Source organism: Gordonia aurantiaca (genome assembly GCF_039939235.1).
GTDB lineage: Bacteria > Actinomycetota > Actinomycetes > Mycobacteriales > Mycobacteriaceae > Gordonia.
The window spans coordinates 329,567-351,999 of the sequence record NZ_JBDUUF010000001.1; the positions used below are offsets into that span (position 1 = coordinate 329,567).

Genomic DNA, 22,433 nt, shown 5'->3' on the forward strand with positions numbered 1-22,433 from the left:
CCGCCGCCCGTATCGACCAGTATCGGGTCAGTGCCCCGCGAAAGCCTCTGCCAGCCACCATGATCCGCCGTCGTTGGCGATCTTCGCATCGATGACGAGCGGGCGGGAGGGCCCGTGTGACACCCAGGCGCGCACCTCGTCGAGGTCGTCGAGCGAGGTGACCGTCACCCCGGTGGCGCCGTGGCCGCGGGCGATGGCGGCGATGTCGACGTCCGGGAAGGTCACCGTGGTCATGTCGGCATCGCCGAAGTGATGGACCTCGGCGCCGTAGGCCGAGTCGTTGTAGACGATGACGACGAGCCGCAGGCCAAGGCGCACCGCGGTTTCCAGTTCGGCGATGGCCATCAGGAAGCCGCCGTCGCCGGTACCCAGGACCGGGAGCCGATCCGGTTGCGCGACGGCCGCACCGATCGCGGTGCCCAGGCCCAGTCCGATCGACTGGAACGCCTGCGTGAAGCAGAACCCGAACTCGTCGGGCACCGACAGATGTGTCGACGGGTAGCCCATGAAGTTGCCCGAGTCGATGGACAGGATGCGCTCGGCGGGCAGGATCTCGTCGAGTGCGATGCTCAGCGCCCGCGGATCGATGCGGCCGGCGGCGGATTCAGCGGTCACCGGGACGTCCTGCCAGCGCGCGGATTCCGCGATTCGGGCGGCCACGTCGTCGGTGCGATAACCATTGTGCTGCAGCGGCTCCCGCTGGAGCGCGACGAGCACCTCGGCGGCCGTGGCCGCGCAGTCGCCGACCACGCCCACGTCGACGGGGCGGTGCGCGCCGATCGCCTCGACCTCGACGTCGACCTGCGCCACGACGGTGTTCTCGCCGATGAGGCGACCGTGCCGCATGGTCCACATGTTCAGTGCGCAGCCCCAGGCGACGATGAGGTCGGCGCCCGCGATGAGGTCGGCGGTCGTGGGCGACGAGAAGCCCCCGGAGATGCCCAGCGAGAACGGGTTTCCGGCGAAGAGTCCGTTCGCGACGGCCGACGTCGCCAGCAGCGCCCCGCTCGCCTCGGCCAGTGCCGCGATCTGCGGGCCGGCCTCGCGGCCACCGCGTCCGGCGACGAAGACGGGGCGCCGGGCCGCCCGGATGGCGGCGGCGAGTTCGTCGACCGACGCGGCGTCGGGCCGGACTCGCGGCTGCTCGAAGGTCACCGTGATCGGGCCGGCCACCTCGGCGGGCGCGGCGGCGACATCGATGGCGACGTTGAGCACGACGGTGCGGCGCCGGGTGACCGCGGTGCGGTAAGCGCGGATGACGTCGGCGACCGCGGTCGCGGGACCGTAGACGCGATCGCTGACCGCGCCGATGCTGTGTGCCAGGGATTCCTGGTCGATGCGGAAGTTCGACTGCAGCGCGGCCGCCGGGGCGTCGGCGGTGAGCACGATCATCGGCGTGCGGCTCTTGGCCGCCTCACCGATTCCGGTGACCGCGTTGGTGAGCCCGCAGCCCTGGTGCACGCTGAGGACGCCGACGCGTCCCGACATGCGGGAATAGGCGTCGGCCATCGACGCCGCGCCACCCTCGTGCCGGGCGGCGGTGAACCCGACCCCGCCGGCCCGCAGGGCGTTGGTCATCACGAAGTTTCCGCTGCCGACGACGCCGAAGGCGTGGCCCACGCCGAGGTCGGCGAGGACCCGACCCACGACGTCGGCGACCGTGGGGCCGTAGACGGTCGACGATGTACCGCTCACGCCGCTCAGCTCTCGACGATGGCGAGGACCCGGGACGGGCTGCCCGTGCCGCCGACGATCGGCAGCGGGCTGACCACGATGGCCGCGCCGGTCGGCGGCAACTGGCCGAGGTTCTTCAGCGAGGTCAGGCCGTACTTGTCGTTGCCGAGGAAGAAGTAGTGCACCGGGAAGGCGGGGTCGAATCCGCCGGCCAGGCCGGCGTCGACGCCGACCGTCTCCACGCCGAGTCCGGTGATGTCGCGCTTCGTGGCCAGCCATTCTGCGCACTCGACGGAGACGCCGGGTGTGTGCGACCCGGTGTCGTCGGCGTTGAGGAACTCGGCCTCCGAGCCGCCGCGCGACTCCCAGCCGGTGCGCAGCAGCAGCCAGGTGCCGGAGCCGAGCCTGCCGTGTTCGGCCTCCCACTCCTCGACGTCGGCGACGGTGAGCAGGTAGTCGGGGTCGTCGGCGACCTTCGCGGTCAGGTCGAGGACCGCGGCCCGACCGATCAGTCGCTTCACCGGGATCTGCGACACGTCGTCGCCGTCGCGTCCGCTGATCCAGTGGATCGGGGCGTCGAGGTGGGTACCGATGTGCTCACCGGTGTGGATGTTGTTGTGCCGCCAGAACGGTCCGGGCTCGTTGTAGGCGCTGACCTCTTCGAGGCTGAAGTCGATCAGGTTCGCGAACGGGGCGGGCAACCGCAGGGCCGGGGTCTCGCTGGACAGCGGGGTGGTCAGGTCGATCACCTTCAGGGAGCCGTCGGCGACCCCGGCGAGGAAACCGGGCAGTGCGGAGGCGGTCATGGCGGGGTCCTTTCGCATTCGTCCCAGGGCATGGACTGGGCTGATGATCTCACGGAGGGGCACGTCGCCTCGCGCGGGACCGCTTCGATCCCGCGGGCGTCGCACGCCGTGCGGGAGGTAGGCGTTCCCGCGGGAACTCTTGGTGCCGGGCACCGACGGAATCCGTCCGGCGGGCTACTTGCGCCCGGCCCGCCAGTTCATGCCCCAGCCGTACGCCTCGTCGACCTTGTCCTGGGCGCCGCGGATGTAACGGACCTCGCGGTTGACGACGAGCTCGCCGCCGCGGTTCTCGAGCAGGGCGATGGCGCAGGAGATGGCCGACTGGTCGGCCTCGTCGAGACGCACCTCGATCTCCGGGCCGCTTGCCGGGTACAGCGTGACGACGCCGTTCGCGCTCGCCCAGTTCGGGGTGCCCTCGTAGATGTAGGCGAAGATCAGGACCCGGCGGATCCGGTCGGTGGCCGACAGGTCGATGTACATGTTCTCGCCCCCGGAGCCCGAGCGGTCGTCACCGTCGAGGTAGATGATCGGCTTGCCCTGCGACGGAGCCTGGAACGACCGGCCCAGTGCCTGCACGATGCCCTTGCTGCCGTCGGTGAACTCCCAGAGGCAGGCGAGGTCGAGGTCGATGCCCCTGGCCTTGCGGAACAGGCCGCCGCCCTTGGAATTCGAGGTCCAGTCGAGATTGACGCGTACCTGTCCGGAGGTCGCGCCCTGCTTGGTCAGCGAGACGCTCGGCGTCGACTTGGTCAGCGTGATCTTCGACAGCGACACCGGCTGGGTGGGCGGCTGCCGGTCGTGCGCGGGTGGTGCGGACGGCGGGGGAGTCGGGCTCTGTTGCGGCGGCTGGTTCTTCGGTCGTTTGGTGTAGTCGATGCCCATGGGGTTCCTGTCTCGTGATGTGGATGCCGAACGTTGTCCGGTGGCGACTAATTCCCCGGAACCAGTGTGCGCCAAAGGAACTCGTATGCCAGTGCGGACTTGAAGGCCGCCTGCTTGTTGTCCGCGGCGCCGCCGTGACCGCCCTCGATGTTCTCGTAGTACATCACCTCGTGACCCGTCTCCTCCAGTCGCGCGACGAGCTTGCGGGCGTGGCCGGGATGCACGCGGTCGTCGCGGGTGGACGTGGTCACCAGGATCGGCGGATACTTCTTGTCCGCGTCGATGTTCTGATACGGCGAGAACGGCTTCATGAACTCCCACTGCTCCGGGTCGTCGGGGTCGCCGTACTCGGCCATCCACGATGCGCCGGCGAGCAGCAGGTGATAGCGCCTCATGTCGATGAGCGGGACCTGACAGACCAGGGCGCCGAACAGTTCCGGGTATCGGGTGAGCATCACGCCCATGAGCAGGCCGCCGTTGGAGCCACCCTGTGCCGCCAGCCGTTCCGGCGTGGTGAAGCCCTTCTCGACCAGCGCTCGGGCGACCGAGGCGAAGTCCTCGTATACCTTGTGGCGCCCGGCTTTCTGCGCCTGGGTGTGCCACGACGGGCCGTACTCCCCGCCGCCGCGGATGTTGGCGATGACGTAGATGCCGCCGCGGTCGATCCAGTTCACGCCGGAGATCGGCAGATAGCTAGGCGTCAGCGAGTTCTCGAATCCGCCGTAGCCGTACAGCAGCGTGGGACCGTGGGTGACGTCGCGGCGTCGGATCACGAAGTACGGGACCTGCGTCCCGTCGTCGGAGGTGGCGAAGAACTGCTCGGCCACAATCGATTCCGGATCGAAGAACGCGGGACTGGACTTGATGACGCGCGGGGCCTCGCCGCTGTTGCCGTAGAGCAGGCTGGGCGGCTCGGTGAACGACGACGCCATCCAGAAGACCTCGTCGGACTCGTCGGGATCGGTGTCGAGCACGGACACGGTGGCGAGGTCGGGGAGGCCGGGCTGCTCGACGCGGTCCCAGGTGCCGAGCTCGCGTACCTGCACCCGGGTGTGGACGTCGTGCAACGTCGTGATGATGAGATGTGAACGCGTGTAGGCGTAGTCGACGAGGCTCGTGTGCGCGTCCGGGGTGAACAGCACCGTCGCCTCGCGGTCGCCCGCCCGATAGGCGTCGTAGTCGAAGACGAGCAGCGTGCCCGACTCGTGGGTGGTGCCCCCGAGATCCCAGGCGGAGCGGGTCATCACGATGAGCCACTGCATCCGCACACTGACATGCGCGTCGGTGGGGACCTCGACGAGTTCCGGTTCGCCGTCGCGCAGTTCGTAGAGCAGCGCGTTGAAGAAGTCCGTCGACCGCGTGACGAAATGCCGTTCGAATCCCGGGGTGTCGTCATAGCCGGCGTGCACGGAGACGTCGGTCTTCTCGCCGGCGAAGACCGTGACGGCCTCTTCGATCGGCGTCCCACGCGACCAGCGCTTGACCACCCGGGGGTAGCCGGAGTCGGTCAGCGACCCCTGGCCGTCCGGCTGCTCGCCGAAATCGGTTCCCACGTAAACGGTGTCACGATCGATCCAGCCGACGCTGGACTTGTTCTCGGGCAGTACGAATCCGTCGGTGACCCACCGGCGCGTCGGGACGTCGAACTCCCGCACCACACTGGCGTCGGCCCCGCCGCGAGACAGCGAGATCAGGGCGCGTTCGTAATCGGGACGCAGCATGGTCGCGCCGGCCCACACCCAGTTCTCGTCTTCGGTGCGCGCGAGTTCGTCGACGTCGATGAGGATCTCCCATTCGGGAGAATCGGTCACGTACGATTCGAGGGTGGTGCGTCGCCACAGGCCGCGCGGATTGTTCGCGTCGCGCCAGAAGTTGTAGAGGAAGTCGCCGCGGCGCCGCACGAACGGGATGCGGTCGTCGGTGTCGAGGATCGTGAGCGTCGACGACTCCATCTCCCGGAACCGGTCCGATGAGGTCAGGGCCTCGACCGTCGGCTCGTTGTGGGAGCGGACCCAGGCGAGCGCCTCGTCGCCGGTGACGTCCTCGAGCCAGATGTAGGGATCGTCGGTGCTGGTGGTCGCATCGGCATGCTCGGTCATGGGTCCAACCTACGCGGGGCACACCCGCCGGGACGGGTGAGCCGATGCCCGGATGCGCGACCGAGACCGGCAGGCTCGGACGCCCGTCGGCGGCAGACACCGATTTCGTGCCGCTGAACAGCGGAAACGTCGCCGCCCAGCACGGTCGGCGGGTATGGTCCCCGCAACGAGTGACGAGGAGAACCCATGCTCACTTCCGTGCGATGTGTGCCCGCTCGACGTGCATCCGTCCCGCCGCGTCCCGTGCGACGGTCCCCGGGGAGTGGACGGGGGTGGATGGTCGCCTGTGCGGCGCTGACGTCGATCGTGCTCGTCGCGGCCTGTGAGACCGGCTCCTCTGATGTCACACCGACGGATCCGTCCGGGTCGTCGGCGATGGTCAACCCCAATGCCCTCGACGCGAACCCGCTCCCGCCCGACGCGGTCGACAAGGCCGTCGGGGATCTCGACGGCCTCGTGTCGTCACTCATGGACGAGACCGGCATCCCGGGCCTCGCGGTGGCCGTCGTGTCGGGCGGAGAGACCAAGTACGCGAAGGGTTTCGGCGTAAAGGACGTCACCACCGGCGAGAAGGTCGACACCGACACGGTCTTTCAGGTCGCCTCGGTGTCGAAGCCGGTCGGCGCGACGGTGGTCGCGGCGGCGGTGGGCAAGAAGATCGCGTCCTGGGACATGCCCATCGTCGGGGGATTGCCGTGGTTCGCGTTCGCCGAACCGTACGTCACCCAGAACGTGACGGTCGGCGACATGTACGCACACCGATCCGGTCTGCCCGATCACGCCGGCGACAAGCTCGAGGACATGGGGTACTCGCGGACCGAGGTCCTGCGGCGAATGCGGTTCATGCCGCTCGACCCGTTCCGGATCAGCTACGCCTACACCAACTTCGGCGTGACGACGGGGGCCGAGGCGGTGGCCGCGAAGGCGGGCAGGGACTGGGCGACGCTGTCGCAGGACCTGATCTACGGCCCGCTCGGGATGACCAGCACGAGCTCGCGATACGAGGATTTCGTCACACGTGCCGATCGTGCGGTCGGGCACATCGAGGTCGACGGCAAGTGGACCAAGACCGACATCCCGCGCGAGCCGGATGCGCAGGCGCCCGCCGGAGGTGTCAGCTCGAATGTCGAGGACCTGGCGTCCTGGCTGAAGATGGTTCTCGCACAAGGCGAGTACAACGGAACCGAGATCGTCTCGCCGGACGCCCTGCTGCCCGCCCTGTCGCCGCAGGTCGTGTCCGGCCCTCCCGCGAACCCCGACACGCGTGCCGGCTTCTACGGTTTCGGGTTCAACGTCGGCGTGACGGCCGACGCGCGGACCCAGTTCAGCCATGCCGGTGCCTTCTCCTCCGGGGCGGGCACGATGATCTCGATCCTGCCGTCGGCGGACACCGCGATCGTGGTGCTGACCAACGCGGCTCCCGTGGGCGCGGCCGACGCCCTGGCGATGGAGTTCATGGACCTGGTCCAATTCGGCGAGATCCGCAGCGCGTGGCGTGAACTCTACGCGCAGGCGTACGAGGTGATGAGTCAACCGGACGGGGATCTGGTCGGCAAGCAGTCGCCCGCGGACCCCACCCCCTCCCAACCGTTGCCGACTTTCGTCGGAACCTACGTGAACTCGGTCTACGGCCCGGCGACGATCGTCGAGCGCGACGGGAAGCTCTTACTCGAGATGGGGCCGGCGGGAATGCGCACGCACGAACTCTCCCACTGGGACGGCAATACCTTCACCTTCCCCCTGCACAACGAGAACGCCGAGATCGGAACGATCTCGAAGGTCACCTTCGACGGTCCGCGGATGACCATCGAGTATTACGACGACGAGGTCAGCGACGGGGTGTTCGTCCGCGGATGAGTTCCGCTACCGCTCTGGAATCGCGAGTTCGGGTGCAGAAGCGCGATTCACAGCTCGCGATCGCGGTTCGAACCCGCGATTCTGCGGATGCTCGGGTCTCAGGCCATCGCCCCGCCTGCCGAGGATGCGGCGGGGAGCGGGTCGGGGACCTCGCCGGTGCGGATCGGGCAGCGGGTGCGCGAGTAGATCGTCGGCATGCACAGGTTGCAGTGCACGCAGCGCGATCGCGTCGACGGGTCCTCGGCGATGCGGAGCGGCAGATCGGGTTCGCGCAGGATCGCGCGCCCCATCGCCATGAACTCGAAGCCCTCCTTGATGGCCAGGTCCATCGACGCGCGGTCGGTGATGCCACCGAGCAGGATCATGGGGAGCTTCACCGACTTGCGCAGTTCGCGGGCCAGCGGCAGCAGGTAGCCGTCGTGGTACCGGTAGTGCTTGAGGAAGAACGGTGCGAAGGCCTTGAGCCCGTATTTCATCGGACCGGAGAACGCGGCCGCGAACTCCTTGCGCGGCGCCTCGCCGTGGAACAGATACATCGGGTTGAGCAGCGAACTTCCCGCGGTCGGCTCGATGGCGTCGATGTGGCCGTCGGACTCCAGCAGCTGCGCCACCTGGCATGCCTCGTCGACGTTGAAGCTGCTGAACTTCGCGGGTCCCTTGGCGCGGGCCTCGGGGGAACGCTCGATGTCGGGGCGGCCGACGCCGTCATAGGTGTTGAGCTTCACCCAGATCGCGGCCTCGTCGCCGACCTCGTCGCGCACGGTCTCGAGGACCTCGCGGGCGAGGCGGGCGCGGTTGACCAGGCTGCCGCCGTACTCGTCGCGTCGGTGATTGAGTAGCGGGGACAGGAAGCTGGAGATGAGATAGTTGTGGCCGCAATGAATCTCGAGTCCGTCGAAGCCGGAGTCGACGGCCAGGCGTGCGGCCCGGCGGAATTTCTCCCGCAGCTCGGCCAGCTCTTCCACGGATGGCTTGTGACACATCGACATCCCGAGCGGGGAGGGCAGGCGTCCGGGTGCCCAGGCCTTGGCGCGGTTGGACGCGGCGTTCGCGACCGGGCCCGCGTGCCCGAGCTGTGCGGCGGCGAGCGCGCCCTCGGAGTGGATGGCCTCGGTGAGCTTCGTCAGTCCGGGCACCGCCTCGGGGCGCATCCAGATCTGGTGCCGATCGGTGCGTCCCTCGGGCGAGACCGCGCAGTAGGCGACGGTGGACATCGCGACACCGCCGGCCGCGACCTCCCGATGGAACTCGACGAGGTCGTCGGTCACCAGGGCGTCGGGCGTCATGCCCTCGAAGGTCGCGCACTTGATGAGCCGGTTCCGCAGGGTGAGCGGTCCGAGCTGGGCTGGGCTGAACGGTCCGGTGGTCGGGCTGGCCACGAGGATTCCTTTCGATCGGGGGGCTGGGCTGGGCGGATGGTCTCTGTCGTCACCCTCGGGAGGGGCGGCGGGCGGTTGCCGGGCGACGCCGGGCACGGGGAATGGGCGTCACGACGGGCCGGGTGGCGCCGACAGCCCGGCGGTCACGAACTCGGCCAGCGCGTCGACGGCCGCGGGGTCGAGGGGCTCGCTGCCGCCGAAGCGCAGGAGGATCAGCTGGAACGCCAGCGCCCACCGCCGGCGGGCCGCACGCTCCGGCAGGTCGGGCACGGCGTCGAGCAGGATGTCGGCGAACGGGTCGAGGCCGAACCAGCGGGCGGTCCAGTTCACCTTCGGATGCGTGAACACGAACCGCGACAGCAGTCTGAGATGCAGGTGGCCGGTCGGGTCCCGCTGGAGCTCGACGAAGGGGCCGAGCAGCACGTCGACGATCTGCCGGACCGAGTGGACCTTCGGGTCGATCTGCGACAGCGGATCGGACCACAGCGGGCCCAGACGCGCCTCGAGCAGGGCGATCGTCAGGTCGTCCTTGGTGCCGAAGTGGTAGTGGACCGCAGCGGGGTTGACGTCCGCGGCTGCACAGATCGACCGGACCGAGACCCGGTCATACCCCTCGCTGAGGAACAACCGCTCGGCGGCGTCGAGCAGGACCTCGCGGGTTGCCGGCGAACCGGTCCCCGAGGGCAGCTCTCCGGTGGTCTGGGTCACATGGGGATGAAACCACACATCAAGCAGCGTTTCAATCAGTGATTGAACCATGCCGGGAGTTACCGCGGAGTAGAGGGACGGACTGCGGCGGCCCGCGGCCGAGACGTAGGGTGGCAGTCGTGGCTGAACACTTCGAAACAGTTGTATTGGGTGCAGGTCCAGGTGGGTACGTAGCCGCGATCCGGTCGGCTCAACTGGGCATGAAAACCGCCGTCATCGAGGAAAAGTACTGGGGCGGCGTGTGTCTCAACGTTGGATGTATCCCGTCCAAGGCGTTGCTCCGAAATGCCGAACTCGCGCACATCTTCAACCATCAGGCGAAGACCTTCGGCATCAGCGGCGATGTGTCCTTCGACTTCGGCGCGGCATTCGACCGCAGCCGCAAGGTCTCGGAGGGCATCGTCAAGGGTGTCCACTTCCTGATGAAGAAGAACAAGATCACCGAGATCGACGGTTACGGCGTGTTCAAGGATGCCAAGACCATCACGGTCGGCGATCGTGAGATCACCTTCGACAACGTCATCATCGACACCGGTTCCACCGTCAAGCTGCTGCCGGGCGTCGAATTGTCGGAGAACGTGGTCACCTACGAGACCCAGATCCTGACCCGCGAACTCCCCGAGTCCATCGTCATCGTCGGCGCCGGCGCCATCGGCATGGAGTTCGGCTACGTCCTCGCCAACTACGGCGTCGACGTCACCATCATCGAGTTCCTCGACCGCGTCCTCCCCAACGAGGACGCCGACTCGTCGAAGGCCGTCGCCAAGGAGTACAAGAAGCTCGGCGTGAAGCTGCTGACCTCCACCAAGGTCCAGAGCGTCACCGACAACGGCGACAACGTCACGGTCACCTACGAGGACGCCAAGGGCAAGGCAGGCGAGCTCACCGTCGACAAGGTCCTCATGTCCGTCGGCTTCGCGCCGCGCGTCGAGGGCTACGGACTCGAGAACACCGGTGTCGAACTCACCGAACGCGGCGCCATCGCCATCGACGACTACATGCGCACCAACGTCGAGGGCATCTACGCCATCGGTGACGTCACCGCCAAGCTGCAGCTCGCGCACGTGGCCGAGGCGCAGGGCGTCGTCGCCGCCGAGACCATCGCCGGCGTGGAGACCATGACCCTGGGTGACTACCGGTTCATGCCGCGCGCGACCTTCTGCCAGCCGCAGGTCGCGTCGTTCGGCCTCACCGAGCAGCAGGCCAAGGACGAGGGCTACAACGTCAAGGCGACCACGTTCCCGTTCACGGCCAACGGCAAGGCGCAGGGCCTCGGTGAGACCGCCGGTTTCGCCAAGCTCATCACCAACGCGGACACCGACGAACTGCTCGGCGGTCACCTGGTGGGCGACAACGTCTCCGAGATGCTCCCGGAGATGACGCTGGCCCACAAGTGGGATCTGACCGCCAAGGAGCTGGCGCGCAATGTCCACACCCACCCGACGATGTCGGAGGCGCTCCAGGAGACGTTCCACGGCGCGATCGGGCACATGATCAACCTGTGAGCCGCGTGTCGGGTTGGCATGCCACGGCGCGATCGGGCACATGATCAATTTGTGATCCGCGCGCCGGCACATGGTCGATCGGCATGCATCAACGTGTAGACCGACCAAGGGACATTCTCGCGAATGCGGGATTCGCGTCGGAAACGGCGCGAATCCCGCATTTTGTTTGTCGGCGGAAGTGCGAAAAGGAGCGTGAGGCAATTTCGTGCCAATTCCGGCAAGCCCATCGTGACAAACGCCTGATCAGCGGCGGAAATGCGGGCGTCGAGTGCCGGGAAAACAGTGTTCACACGGTATAACAAGGCTATGACCACAACAATCCTGCACAATGCCCGTCTCATCGACGGGACCGGAGCCGACGCGATCGCCGACGCGGTCGTCGTCATCGAAGACGACAAGATCGCCTACGCGGGCGCGGCTTCGGGAGCACCGCAGGTCGACGAGTCGGCGAAGCCCAAGAAGGTGGACGTCGGCGGCAACACCATCGTCCCGGGTTTCTTCGACTGCCACGTCCATCTGTCCCTCCCGGGCACCAAGGGGTCGCCGATCATGGCGGCGATGGTCCCGCCGTCGTACCGCTACTTCGAGCTGATCGACCGGCTCAAGGCCACCATCGACGCGGGCGTCACCACCGTTCGCGACCTCATGGGCATCGACGTGGGTGTCCGCGACGCGGTGGCCCACGGCCTCGTCGCCGGGCCGCGCCTGCTGGTCGCCGACAAGATGCTCAGCCAGACCGGCGGTCACGCCGACTTCCACATCCCGTCGGGCCTCAGCGGCACCGGCATCATCGGCGGTGAGCTGGTCGACACCGTCGACGAGGCCCGCAAGGCGGTCCGCGAGCTGCTGCGCAGCGGCGTCGACGTCATCAAGGTCGCCTCGAGCGGCGGTGTGTCCTCGCCGAGCGACGACCCGGACTGGCTGGGCGCACGCACCGAGATCGTCGCCGCACTCGTCGAGGAGGCCAACAACTACGGCGGTCGCAAGGTCGCCGCACACGCGATCGGGTTCCTCGGCATCCAGGCCGCCGTCCAGGGTGGCGCGCACTCCATCGAGCACGGCTACGCCCTCACCGACGAGCTGCGCCAGGAGATGGTGGAGCGTGGCCAGTTCCTGGTCCCGACGCTGATCGAGACCCTCAAGCCCGACACCGCGACCCCGCAGGCCGTCGCCAAGTCGGAGAAGTGGCACAAGCTGGCCCACGAGTCGATCGCCGCCTCGATCGAGGCCGGCGTCAAGGTCGCGGTCGGCACCGACGCCGGACTGGTCCCCGACCACGGCGCCACCCTCGGCGAGCTCGGCTGCCTGGTGAAGTTCGGCGGCATGACCCCGCTGCAGGCGATCGTCGCCGGCACCAAGACCTCGGCCGAGCTGTGCGGTGTCGACGACAAGCTGGGCACGCTGGAGGCGGGCAAGCTCGCCGACGTCGTGGTCGTGAAGGGCGATCCGCTCGCCGACATCGACTCGCTGGCCGACCAGTCCAACATCCTGCTGGTCCTCAAGGAGGGCAAGACCGCGAGCAACCGCGGCGCTTACGCTCTCTGAGCCACCACATGGACCTCCCGGGCCGGTGACCGTCATGGTCACCGGCCCGGGTCGTCTGCGACACGGGGCGGTCGGTCCACAGGTCTACGCTCGGGGTGTGAGCGCTGCCGAACAGGTCCGGGAGTGGCCGCTTCCGTGGCCGCTGGACCTGCGCGCCACCCTCGGGCATCACCGCCGGGGCAGCGGCGATCCGGCCTTCACCTACGGCAGGGACGGATCGGTCTGGCGCGTGGTGCAGACGCCTGACGGTCCGGGCACGCTGTCGATCCGGCTCAGTGCCTCGCGCGTGCTCGGCCAGGCCTGGGGCCCGGGTGCGGACTGGCTGCTCGAGACGATGCCGGCCCTGCTCGGCGCCGACGACGAACCGGACTCCCTGACCGTGCACGACGACGTCGTCGCCGGCCTGGTCCGGCGCTCCGAGGGGTTCCGGATCGGTCGGACCGGCCGGGTCTGGGAGGCGCTCGTCCCGGCGATCCTGGAGCAGAAGGTGGTCGGCCGCGAGGCGTGGAGAGCGTGGCGATATCTGTTGCGCCGCTTCGGCGAACCCGCTCCGGGTCCGGTGCCCGCCACCATGCGCGTCCCGATGCCGCGCAAGGACTGGGCCGACATCCCGTCCTGGGAGTGGCATCGCAGCGGCATCGAACCGGTGCGTATGCGCACCATCCGGAACGCGACGACCATGGACGTCGAGCGCCACCCCGACAAATTGACACTGCTACGCGGAGTCGGGATCTGGACCGAGGCCGAGACCCGCGCCCGCGCGGTCGGCGACGCCGACGCGGTGTCGGTCGGCGACTATCACATCCCGACCCTCGTCGGCATGACCCTCATCGGTGAGCCGGTTGACGACGACGGCATGCTCGAGTTGTTGGAACCCTATGCAGGACATAGGAATCGGATCGTCCGAATGATCGAGATGCACGGTGTGCGGCGGGAGCGCCGCGGCCCGCGGATGTCGGTGCGCGACTATCGGTCGTTCTAGCGCCGTCCGAACCGGATGCCCCTCGCCCTCATCGTCACCGCGACACAGCCGAGCATGAACAGCACCACCGTGATCGCGGCGCAGTAGAGCAGGCCTCCGGTCGGTCCCCACGGCGGCATGAACGCCAGCTCCTGACCGGTCCCGTAGGTGCCGTTGAGGAACGGCATGTAGTTCTGCAGCGTGTATCCGTTGGGGACGAGGCTGATCGCGTTCTCCACGACATATGCCCAACCCAGGAGTGCCACGACGGTTCCGGCCGGATGCCCGACGACGGCGGCCAGGCCGACGCCGATGCCGACGGCGCAGACCGCGAAGACCGGCACCGCGATGAGGAACCGCACGCCCGCGGTCGAGCCGATGTCCACACCGCCGTAGACCTTCGGGAAGAACGTCGGCAGGATCGCCATGACGAGCGCGACCAGCGCGCCGCTGCTGAGCGCGGCGCCCACGCCGTAGGCGATCCACCGCGACACCAGACCCGTCCATCGCCGCGGGTACAGGTAACGGGCCAGATCGCCGAGCGGACCGCGTTCGGCGGTCGCCTGTGCATAGGCCGCAACCACCGCCCAGATCATCACCGTGAACGTGATGACCCAGTACACCGAATTGGTGGTGGTCACCGAGGTGACCTGGATGTCGCTCGAGACGGATGCGAATCGTTCGGCGACGGTGGCGACACCGAGCGTGATGGCCAGGGGCAGGATCACCGCACCCGGGATGAGTCCGTAGAGGAGGATGCTGCGGGCGCCACCGACACGGGTCAGCTCGGCGCGGGTGCCGCGAGATATCTGTCCGGTGACACCGGTCGTCATCGCTGTCACCGCACGGCTCCCGCGGTACTCGGATCGGACACCGCGGCCAGGTAGGCACCTTCGAGATCTGCGTGGCCGGCGATGAATTCGTCCACCGGAGCGTCGGCGGCGATGCGGCCGGAGTCCAGGACGATCACGCGGTCCGCGGTCCGTGCGACCTCGTCGAGGTGGTGTGAGGCGATGAGCAGGCTGCGGCCGGAATCGGCCAGATTCCGCAGAAGCGTTCGTAGCCAGCGTATTCCGTCGATGTCGAGCCCGTTGACCGGCTCGTCGAGGATCAGGGTGCGCGCATCGCCGAGCAGGGCGGCGGCGATGCCGAGACGCTGGCGCATCCCGAGAGAGAAGTCGACGACGCGGCGCCGGGCGACGTCGGAGAGATGGACGAGCTCGAGGACCTCGTCCACCTGCGACACCGGGATGCCGCCGGCGCGGGCGAGCCAGGTGAGATGGCGCCGGGCCGTGTGGCCGGGGTGTGCGGCGTCGGTGCCCAGGTGCATGCCGAGGACCTGCGGCGGCGCCGGTAGCTCGGCGAACGGCCTACCGTCGATGAGGATTCGGCCGCCGGTTACGGGCAGCACGCCGCAGATGGCCTTCAGCAGCGTTGTCTTGCCGGTTCCGTTGCGGCCGAGGAGATATACCAGTTGGCCGTTCTCGACACGGGTGGTCACCCCATCGAGAACGGCCTGTCCGCCCACGTGGACAGACAGGCCGTCGATGTCGAGCATGACGGTCAGCGGTTGCAGTAGATGTTCAGGCCGACGGTCTTGACACCCTGGCACAGCGAGCCGGCCGCGAGCTTCCAGTTGCCGTCGAGCTTCTTGAACTCGATGGTCATGCGGATGGTCGGACGGCCGGCCGACCCGCTGTTCAGCGTCGCGGTGACGCTGTTGCCGTTCTGCACGAGCGGACCGGTGACCTCGTTCCAGCCGCGCGGCGCGCGGAAGAGGCCCAGCTGGTAGACGGTCTTCGGGACGATCACGGCGTTCATGCCGCCCTCGACGTTGGCGGCCTTCTCCTGATCCGAGGCGGGCGTCTCCACGAGGAACTCGACGATGTCGTCGAGGTCGGCCAGGGTGGGGTGATCGGTGGTGACCTTGAAGTTCGGCGGGAAGGTCTTGGCCGAGGCCACACCGGTCGTCGCGACGAGGCCGATGACGGCGACGAGTGCCGCGAGCACGGCGACGGTCATCCTGCGGATCGAGTGCATGTAGATGGTCCCTCCTGTTACGCGGGGCGCACGCCCCGATTTAGGAGAAACCTAGTCCTCGAAATGTGTTTAGGCAAGCCTCACCTTTGTGGTGCACCGCCTGGCGTACACGCAGGCGCGAGGGGGTGAGGCGCAGCACGATCTCGCAGTCGCCGCCCGACGGGTCGGGATCGACGACGACCGCGTACTGCGAGCCGAGCGCGGGTGAGCTCGCGGCGAGCGCCTGCTCGATGACCCCGCGGGCGATGCCGCGGGCCACCTCGGGATGGGTGCGTGCGACGTCCTGCAGCGGGCAGGAACACAAGCGCAGTTCGTGGGTTCCGAAGGCGCTCACGATGTTCGAGACCTGGAACCCGAGGTCCCGCAGCGTCTCGGTGGCGACGGTGACCGGGTCGGGGACCCCGGGTGCGGTGACCGGCCGGGCGTGTTGCTCGGCCCACAGGCGACCGGCTTCCGCGCCGGCGTGCTCCCGGGTCGCCCTGGTGCTGCCGAGTTGGCCCAGTAGATGCCCGAGGAGGGCGTCGGTCGGTGGGCGGTGCACCAGACGGTAACCGACGCGGGGCCGCCCGACCCCGGGCGTCGGGACGGTCATCGTCTCGACCCGCCCCGCCTCGACGAGTTTCGCGAGGTGGAAGCGGGCAGTCGTGACATGAAGGTGCAGGCGCGCCGAGACATCCCCGGCGGTCATCGGCTCGTCGGATTCACCGAGCAGGGCGATGATCCTGTCGCGCTGCCTGGTGGCCATGCCGATTCCTCTCGCTCTCGACGCGCCCACACCTTGTGGGTGGTCAGTTCGTGGATGGATTCTCCAACACCACGAGGGTCACCACCGCATCGGTCCGCGCCTCCAGCGCGTGCGGGATGTTCGCGTTCACGTGGATGGCGACGCCGTGCTCGAGTCGGGTGGTCTGACCCTCGACGGTGAAGTCGATCTCGCCGGTCTGGCCGAGGACCAGGATCGGGCGCGCCGCGCAGTGGTCGGGCATCGTCTGGCCGGCCCGGAACGACAAGCGGATGACGTTGGCGCCATCGTTGCGCGAGAGCACCGAGATGTCGGGGCGATCCCCGTCTTTCGGCGTCCCCTCGGTGAGGCCGGAGATCACCGTGGCGCCGCTCATGCCCGCTGCTCCGGCTTGGTGGCGATGACCTCGATGGCGGCCATGTGCGACTTGTACTTGGTGAACGTCGAGCGCATCGCGAGCACCCGCTTGCGGGCATCGCCGTCGCGGATCACGTTGGCCACGAAGCGCAGTGCGCCGGCGAGCCCCTCGTCGGCGATGACCCGGCGCGGCTCGAGCAGCGCCATCTTGGCGAAGCGGACCTTGGTGACCTCGAAGCCGGCGTCGGTGAGCAGCTTGCGCCATTCGGCCTCGGTCAGGGGACGGGCGTTTACCTTGATCGACCGCGCCAGCGACTTGCGGATCTCGGTCTTCTCCTCGTCGGGGAGGTTGTCGGGGTTGATGGCGAGTTCGTGGATGGCGTAGCGGCCGCCCGGGCGCAGGACCCGGAACGCCTCCTCGACGATCTTGGTCTTGTTGCGATCGGACTGCATGGTCAGCATGGCCTCGCCGACGGCGACGTCGGCACTCTCGTCGTCGAGCCCGGTCGACGACGCATCGCCCGGCAGCACCCGGCCGCGGCCGCCGATGGCGCTCTTGGTCAGCTCGACGGCGTTCGGGTCGTCGTCGACGCCGACGTAACTGCGCGGCGACCGCTCCAGGATCGCCGTTGCGGTCTTGCCCAGGCCCGGGGCGATCTCCAGGACGTCGGCGCCGTTGATGCCCGCGTCGTCGAGCAGGCTCTCGGTGAGTTCGAGGCCGCCCGGCCGCAGCACCCGCTTGCCGAGGCGGGCCAGCAGCCAGTGGCCCGGCATGTCCTCGGTCTTGCGCTGGTGGAACGGCAGCTGGTCGGTCCCCGAAGTTTCGTTAGTCATACCTAACCTCCATTTCGAGGAAGACCATACTGCAAATCAGCGGGGCCGGGTATCGGCCCGTGGTGCGACGCCCAGCACGTACTGGCCCTGCCCGGTGATCGTCTGCTCGACGTCGACCGCGCCCGCGGCACGGAGGCGGTCGACGATCTCGTGTCGGTCGAAGATGCGGAAGCCGGTCGTCAGCTCGACGGCGCGCTGCACGCCGGGCAGCGAGGTCAGCTCGGTCGCGACCGAGGTGAAGATGACGATGTGACCGCCGGGTCTGGCGACCCGGACCAGTTCGTCGATGACCGGCAGCGGATCGGGGATGAGGTAGAGCGCGGCCAGGCAGGTGACGACGTCGAAGGTGTTGTCGTCGAACGGGATCGCATGGGCGTCGGCGCGCAGGAAGACCGCGCGTTCGCTCGCGTTGGTGCGTACGGCCTGACGCAGCATCGCCGGGGAGAGGTCGATGCCGACGCACCGGCCGTCGCCGGTGAGGCCGTCGGCGATGAGGCGGGTGTAATTGCCTGGGCCGCAGGCGACGTCGAGGACCAGCCGTTCGCCCGGGCGGGCCAGCCATGCCCGCAGCGCGCGGTCGTGGTCCTCGGTCGCCCGCCCGCCGAGACTGAACAACCGGGTGAACGTCGGGCGCCAGATGCGTTCGTAGATCCCGGCGAAAGCGGGATTGCGCATCAGTTTCTGGCTGATCGACTCCATGGCCGTTTCACATGTGCTGGTCGCGCTGGATGCGGAGGGTGTGGATGGTCGTGGCCAGGCTGTCGTACTGGCCGACGAGCAGGGTGAACTCGATCAGCCGACGGGCGTCGAGGTGCCGGGAGAGCGCGGCCCAGGCGGTGTCGGAGACGTCCTTGCCGGTGATGAGTTCGTCGACGGCGCGCAGTATGGCGCGTTCTCGGTCGCCCCAGCCCGCGTCGGGTCCCTCCAGGATGCGGTCGAACTCGGCGTCGGTGATCCCGGCGCGACGTCCGAGTCGGCGGTGATGGTCGATCTCGTACTCGCATCCGCGCAGGTGGGCGACGCGGATGATGATCATCTCGGTGTCCTTGCGCGGCAGGGAACCGAAGGGCATGAGGCGCCCGCTGAAATGCAGCCAGGCGCGAAAGAGCCCCTTCGCCCGGCCGAGCGTGGAGAAGATGTGCGCGTCTTCGACTCCGATGACGCGGGCGGCCCCGCGCGCGAAGGCGAAGTTGAACGGACCGAGTTCCCTCAGACCCCCGGGTGCAACTCGCGGAGTGCTCATGAGGCCACGGTAGACTACGCCGACTATGACGAACAGCACACGGACGTTCACAAGTGTCGAAGAACTCAGGTCGGCCATCGGTGAGGATCTCGGCTCGGGTGAGTGGCTGGAGATCACCCAGGACCGTATCGACGCCTTCGCCGACGCCACCGGTGACCACCAGTGGATCCACACCGACCCCGAGCGCGCGAAGTCCGGTCCGTTCGGCACGACGATCGCCCATGGCTACCTGACGCTGTCGCTGCTTCCGATGTTGGCGGGCAACATCTTCAGGATCGAGGGGCCCAAGCTCGTCCTGAACTACGGCATGAACAAGGTGCGCTTCCCCAACCCGGTCAAGGTGGGGGCGCGCATCCGCTCCAACGCGGTCATCACCTCCATCGAGGAGACCCCGAAGGGCGTGAACATGGTCGTCACCAACACCGTCGAGATCGAGGGAGAGGCCAAACCGGCCTGCGTCGCGGAGAACCTGCGGGTGCTCGTCTTCTGAGCACCTCGACGAGAAGGCCCTGACCGGCGGCCGGCACCACCGCCTCGGCCCCGTGGTGTGGTCGCCGTGCCGGCCTCGCAGGCGTGACTTCGTGCTCGCTCGCCGCCGTTCGGGTCACTGTCGCCATCCGGTCACTGTCGGCATGCGTTCATCGTGGGCATTCGTTCACCGGGGGGATGCCCGCCAGTCGCCGGTCCAGCCAGTCCATCGCGACGCCGAACCCGAGCAGTGCGCCGGTGAGGTGTTCGCCGAAGATCTCCCGATACGCGGCGGTGGCACCCATCGCACATTGCCGGCGGTAGAGTGCGCGGGCGCCTGCCGCAGGGATCCAGAACTCGTGGGTTCCCTGGTAGATGAGCAGCGGCACAACGGATGTGTGGTCGGCCATCGCGGTGACCGCGTAGATCCGCTCGGCGACGGGGGAGTGGAACGGATCGGGGTCGACCGACAGCAGCTGCATCGGCAGGAAGGTGCCGCCGGCGAAGGCCTCGGGGATCATGCACACGTTTTTCAGCGGTGACGTCGCCAGCCATCGGGCCGGTCGGTTGGCCATGGCGAGCATCTCCGTGCGTTCCCGGGCGATGCCGAAGGTCGCGGCGTGGAACAGCCCGGTGGCGAGGTTGGCGTTCATCGAGCCCACGAGCATTCGGAAATCCGCGGGCACACCGCCGAGCGCGGCCCCGACGACCCGGGCCCGGAGGTCGGGGGCGTACTCGCCGAGCAGCTTCGACGCCCCGTGGGTTGCGATCGCGCCGCCCGAGTAGCCGGTCATCGCGATCCGGCTGTCCGCCAGCAGATCAGGACGGGCGGTTCGTGCCGCCCGGATGGCGTCGAGGACCACGTGTCCGGCGAGCACGGGCTCGGCGTAGGCCATGCGCGGCCCCTGGTGGTCGGGGACGAGGACGGCATGGCCCCGGTCGAGAGCGAGCTGGGTGGTCGGGGGGAACAGGTCGGTGATGTTGGTGGCGATCGAAAATCCATGGGACAGGGTGTATCCCGGTGTGCACGCGGCGCCCAGGGAGTCGATCGGCAGGTTGTGGACCAGCATCGGACGTGGGCCGCGCACCGGGCGGTCGGGAACGAGCAGGGTGGCGGTCCCGTAGATCGGTTTGCCGACCGCATCCGTGGAGACGAACTTGAGCTGCGTCGCCGAGCGCAGCGGAACGGTGACCACCGAACCTGCCGCGGCGGTCACGTCGCGGGTCGCGATCACATGCCCCGGACGGTGCCTGGCCAGATCGGACGGCCATCGGTCGAAGAACGGGTCGCCGGTCGGCGACGGCAGCAGCGCCTCCCGCAGTTCCTGTGTGCGATGGTCGAACCCGGCTGCGCGCGCACGGGGCGGGATGGACTTCAGGCGCGGGATGGGCGGCGCCGGAACCGCGGAGTCGATCGCCGCGGCGACCGGAGGCGGCAGCGGCATCATGTTGGGCGGTTCCGCGGTTGCGGAGCCCGCGTACACGCCGCACAACAGCAGCGCCGTCACGGTGGCCGTCACCGCGCCCGTTCTCCGGGATCGGACAATCGCCATCGGTGCCTCCCCGCAGATCACCTGAGCATCGTCGCCTCGCTGCATCCGACCCTAGGGCGGGGTGCGATCCCCGTTCCCGGTATGGGGGAAAGGTCATGATTTCGAGACCCGGCCGTGATCGCCGACAGCCGTCACGCCCCGGTTCGGACACGACTCGGTGGCGAGTCCTGCCGAATCCCGCGCGGGCGCATAGCATGACTGAGTCCGTATCGGAGAAAAGCGGGACGGTGTGAGCAGGCGGGGGTGGTCTGATCCGGGAATCGCTGTGTGACAAGGAGTTCGTGACATCAGGGTCTGGAGTGCGGCGTCGCAGATGACGCCATGTCCACGGGCGGCTCGCGCGATGATCGCCGCCTGTCTGCTGGCGGTCTCGCTCGTCGCGGGAACGGTCGTGGCCGGAGTCACGCCGGCCCACGCCGAACCGCCCAATCTCACCTCGATCCCGCCTCGGGTCCCGCGTGACCTCGACGCCGTGATACCCGAGCCGCCGATCCGGGAACTCCAGCGGATTCCGGCACGCTCTCGTATCCCGGGCGCTTCCCGCGAGCTGCAGGAACTCCGCGAGGCGATCATGCCGTCGCCGACCGGGGATCCGTTCTTCGACCGCTGGCCGGCGGATCTCGCGGCGATGGAACCCGGCCGGATCATCCACGCACGGGACGTGACCCGGACGGCCGGCTTCCTCGTCACGGTTCCGCTGCGCTACGCGAAACAGGTCAAGTTCCGCACCGACGACGCGACCGGCGGCCCGCTGTATGCGACCGCGACGGTGTTCGTGCCGCAGACACCGTGGAAGGGTCCCGGACCGCGTCCGGTCCTGGTCAACAACACTCCGATCGTCACGCTGGGGTACACCTGCACTCCGGGCTACACCTTCTCCCACGGCTACAACAAGGACACCAACTCCACCGATCTCTTCCCGCCGATCATCCAGCTGGCGCTCTCGCGCGGATACTCGGTGATCGTCCCCGACCACACCGGTGCGCGTCTGGCCTACGCCGAGCCGTACGTGGGCGGTCACGTGGTCCTCGACTCGATCCGGGCGGCATCCGCGCTCGACCCGAAGAACTTCGGGAGCGGACCGGTGGCCATGCACGGCTACTCCGGCGGCGCCATCGCGACCAACGGGGCGGCCAAGCTCGCGTCCACGTACGCACCCGACCTCACCGACCGCCTCGTCGGGGCCGCGATCGGCGGTGTGCCCGCCGACTTCCGGTCGCTGGCCGGTGCGATGAACGCGAACCTCGCGTCGGGCGTGTTCCTCGCGGCGGTCCTCGGGGTCGCCCGGGAGCGGCCTGAGATCCTCGGTATGTCGAACCATCTCGGCCGCTGGCTCGCGACCTCGGGACTCAAGGACGTCTGCACCAGCACCATGGGTGTCCTCGGCGCGTCGATGCTGCCGGCGCAACTGCTCTCGGAGGACCCCGACCCGTTCCACTCCCCGGTGGCCGAGCGGGTCTTCGACGAGACGTCGATGCCCGGACTCAAGGCGTCGATGCCGCTGCTGATCTATCACGGCACCTACGAGTGGTGGATCCCTGCGTCGCAGGCACGGGCGCTCTACCGCGAACAGTGTGGGCTCGGCGCTACGGCGGACTACCGCGAGGTCCCGGCCGAGCACATGACCGGCCTGATGTTCGGGCTCCCCGGGGTCGTCACCTGGCTCGACGACCGGCTGCGAGGAGTGTCTGCCCACAACGGGTGCCGTTGAGCCACACCCGATCCGGCTGCCCGTGTGCCCGCTTTTCCGGGAACGATCGCAACCGGATCGGGCGGGTAG

At 68.4% G+C, this 22,433-nt stretch carries 21 protein-coding genes; 6 read left to right on the forward strand and 15 right to left on the reverse strand.

All coding sequences use genetic code 11. The features are described 5' to 3' along the window. Positions 1-27 precede the first annotated feature (27 nt). The 4 genes from ABFT43_RS01480 to ABFT43_RS01495 form a co-directional block, all read right to left on the reverse strand. A complete protein-coding gene (locus ABFT43_RS01480; RefSeq protein ID WP_347958637.1) occupies positions 28-1,695 on the reverse strand; it encodes a thiamine pyrophosphate-binding protein in 1,668 nt (555 codons plus the stop codon). Between the two features lie 5 nt (positions 1,696-1,700). After that, complete coding sequence (locus ABFT43_RS01485; RefSeq protein WP_347958638.1) at positions 1,701-2,480, reverse strand: cyclase family protein; 780 nt, start codon at positions 2,478-2,480, stop codon at positions 1,701-1,703. Positions 2,481-2,654: 174 nt separating this feature from the next. Then, entirely contained in the window at positions 2,655-3,362 is a 708-nt protein-coding gene (locus ABFT43_RS01490) for a TerD family protein (RefSeq protein ID WP_347958639.1), read from the reverse strand. 47 nt (positions 3,363-3,409) lie between these two features. Next, positions 3,410-5,461, reverse strand: a complete 2,052-nt coding sequence (locus ABFT43_RS01495) for a prolyl oligopeptidase family serine peptidase (RefSeq protein WP_347958640.1) — start codon at positions 5,459-5,461, stop codon at positions 3,410-3,412. A gap of 276 nt (positions 5,462-5,737) precedes the next feature. Between ABFT43_RS01495 and ABFT43_RS01500 the strand changes: the two genes are divergently transcribed. Continuing rightward, positions 5,738-7,318 (forward strand): serine hydrolase, encoded by a 1,581-nt coding sequence (locus ABFT43_RS01500; RefSeq protein WP_347958641.1) that lies wholly within the window; start codon positions 5,738-5,740, stop codon positions 7,316-7,318. Between the two features lie 98 nt (positions 7,319-7,416). Here the strand turns inward: ABFT43_RS01500 and ABFT43_RS01505 are convergent, their stop codons facing one another. After that, the gene (locus tag ABFT43_RS01505) at positions 7,417-8,697 is read right to left on the reverse strand and encodes an NADH:flavin oxidoreductase (protein WP_347958642.1); all 1,281 of its coding nucleotides are present in this window, start codon (positions 8,695-8,697) and stop codon (positions 7,417-7,419) included. Between the two features lie 108 nt (positions 8,698-8,805). Beyond that, positions 8,806-9,405, reverse strand: coding sequence for a TetR/AcrR family transcriptional regulator (locus ABFT43_RS01510; RefSeq protein WP_347958643.1), 600 nt, complete (start codon positions 9,403-9,405; stop codon positions 8,806-8,808). A gap of 119 nt (positions 9,406-9,524) precedes the next feature. On the opposite strand from ABFT43_RS01510, the gene lpdA reads away from it, so the two are divergent. From lpdA to ABFT43_RS01525, 3 genes are all read left to right on the forward strand, one after another. Beyond that, complete coding sequence (gene lpdA / locus ABFT43_RS01515) at positions 9,525-10,910, forward strand: dihydrolipoyl dehydrogenase (protein ID WP_347958644.1); 1,386 nt, start codon at positions 9,525-9,527, stop codon at positions 10,908-10,910. Between the two features lie 306 nt (positions 10,911-11,216). Further along, positions 11,217-12,455, forward strand: a complete 1,239-nt coding sequence (locus ABFT43_RS01520) for a metal-dependent hydrolase family protein (protein WP_347958645.1) — start codon at positions 11,217-11,219, stop codon at positions 12,453-12,455. A gap of 97 nt (positions 12,456-12,552) precedes the next feature. Beyond that, positions 12,553-13,437 carry a DNA-3-methyladenine glycosylase family protein gene (locus ABFT43_RS01525; RefSeq protein ID WP_347958646.1) on the forward strand — a complete coding sequence of 295 codons (885 nt, stop codon included), beginning with the start codon at positions 12,553-12,555 and terminating at the stop codon, positions 13,435-13,437. Here ABFT43_RS01525 and ABFT43_RS01530 read toward each other — a convergent pair. From ABFT43_RS01530 to ABFT43_RS01565, 8 genes are read right to left on the reverse strand one after another with little or no spacing between them, the layout of a single operon-like run. Then, positions 13,434-14,249 carry an ABC transporter permease gene (locus ABFT43_RS01530; protein WP_347958647.1) on the reverse strand — a complete coding sequence of 272 codons (816 nt, stop codon included), beginning with the start codon at positions 14,247-14,249 and terminating at the stop codon, positions 13,434-13,436. The two genes, ABFT43_RS01525 and ABFT43_RS01530, sit on opposite strands and share 4 nt — an antisense overlap. A gap of 5 nt (positions 14,250-14,254) precedes the next feature. Further along, a complete protein-coding gene (locus tag ABFT43_RS01535) occupies positions 14,255-14,974 on the reverse strand; it encodes an ABC transporter ATP-binding protein (RefSeq protein ID WP_347958648.1) in 720 nt (239 codons plus the stop codon). A gap of 5 nt (positions 14,975-14,979) precedes the next feature. Beyond that, a complete protein-coding gene (locus ABFT43_RS01540) occupies positions 14,980-15,456 on the reverse strand; it encodes a hypothetical protein (RefSeq protein WP_347958649.1) in 477 nt (158 codons plus the stop codon). Positions 15,457-15,496: 40 nt separating this feature from the next. Further along, positions 15,497-16,201, reverse strand: a complete 705-nt coding sequence (locus ABFT43_RS01545) for a helix-turn-helix transcriptional regulator (RefSeq protein ID WP_347958650.1) — start codon at positions 16,199-16,201, stop codon at positions 15,497-15,499. Between the two features lie 43 nt (positions 16,202-16,244). Further along, positions 16,245-16,574, reverse strand: a complete 330-nt coding sequence (locus ABFT43_RS01550) for a cupin domain-containing protein (protein WP_347958651.1) — start codon at positions 16,572-16,574, stop codon at positions 16,245-16,247. Continuing rightward, on the reverse strand, positions 16,571-17,389 hold the full coding sequence (locus tag ABFT43_RS01555; protein ID WP_347958652.1) for a class I SAM-dependent methyltransferase: 819 nt from the start codon (positions 17,387-17,389) through the stop codon (positions 16,571-16,573). Before ABFT43_RS01555 ends, ABFT43_RS01550 begins: the two co-directional genes overlap by 4 nt. 36 nt (positions 17,390-17,425) lie before the next feature. Continuing rightward, positions 17,426-18,088, reverse strand: coding sequence for a class I SAM-dependent methyltransferase (locus ABFT43_RS01560; RefSeq protein ID WP_347958653.1), 663 nt, complete (start codon positions 18,086-18,088; stop codon positions 17,426-17,428). Between the two features lie 7 nt (positions 18,089-18,095). Continuing rightward, entirely contained in the window at positions 18,096-18,632 is a 537-nt protein-coding gene (locus ABFT43_RS01565) for a carboxymuconolactone decarboxylase family protein (RefSeq protein ID WP_347958654.1), read from the reverse strand. Positions 18,633-18,657: 25 nt separating this feature from the next. On the opposite strand from ABFT43_RS01565, the gene ABFT43_RS01570 reads away from it, so the two are divergent. Continuing rightward, positions 18,658-19,122, forward strand: a complete 465-nt coding sequence (locus ABFT43_RS01570) for a MaoC family dehydratase (protein ID WP_347958655.1) — start codon at positions 18,658-18,660, stop codon at positions 19,120-19,122. A gap of 148 nt (positions 19,123-19,270) precedes the next feature. Here ABFT43_RS01570 and ABFT43_RS01575 read toward each other — a convergent pair whose 3' ends face one another. Next, positions 19,271-20,653 carry a lipase family protein gene (locus ABFT43_RS01575; RefSeq protein WP_347958656.1) on the reverse strand — a complete coding sequence of 461 codons (1,383 nt, stop codon included), beginning with the start codon at positions 20,651-20,653 and terminating at the stop codon, positions 19,271-19,273. Between the two features lie 343 nt (positions 20,654-20,996). On the opposite strand from ABFT43_RS01575, the gene ABFT43_RS01580 reads away from it, so the two are divergent. Continuing rightward, complete coding sequence (locus ABFT43_RS01580; protein ID WP_347958657.1) at positions 20,997-22,364, forward strand: lipase family protein; 1,368 nt, start codon at positions 20,997-20,999, stop codon at positions 22,362-22,364. Positions 22,365-22,433: the final 69 nt, after the last annotated feature.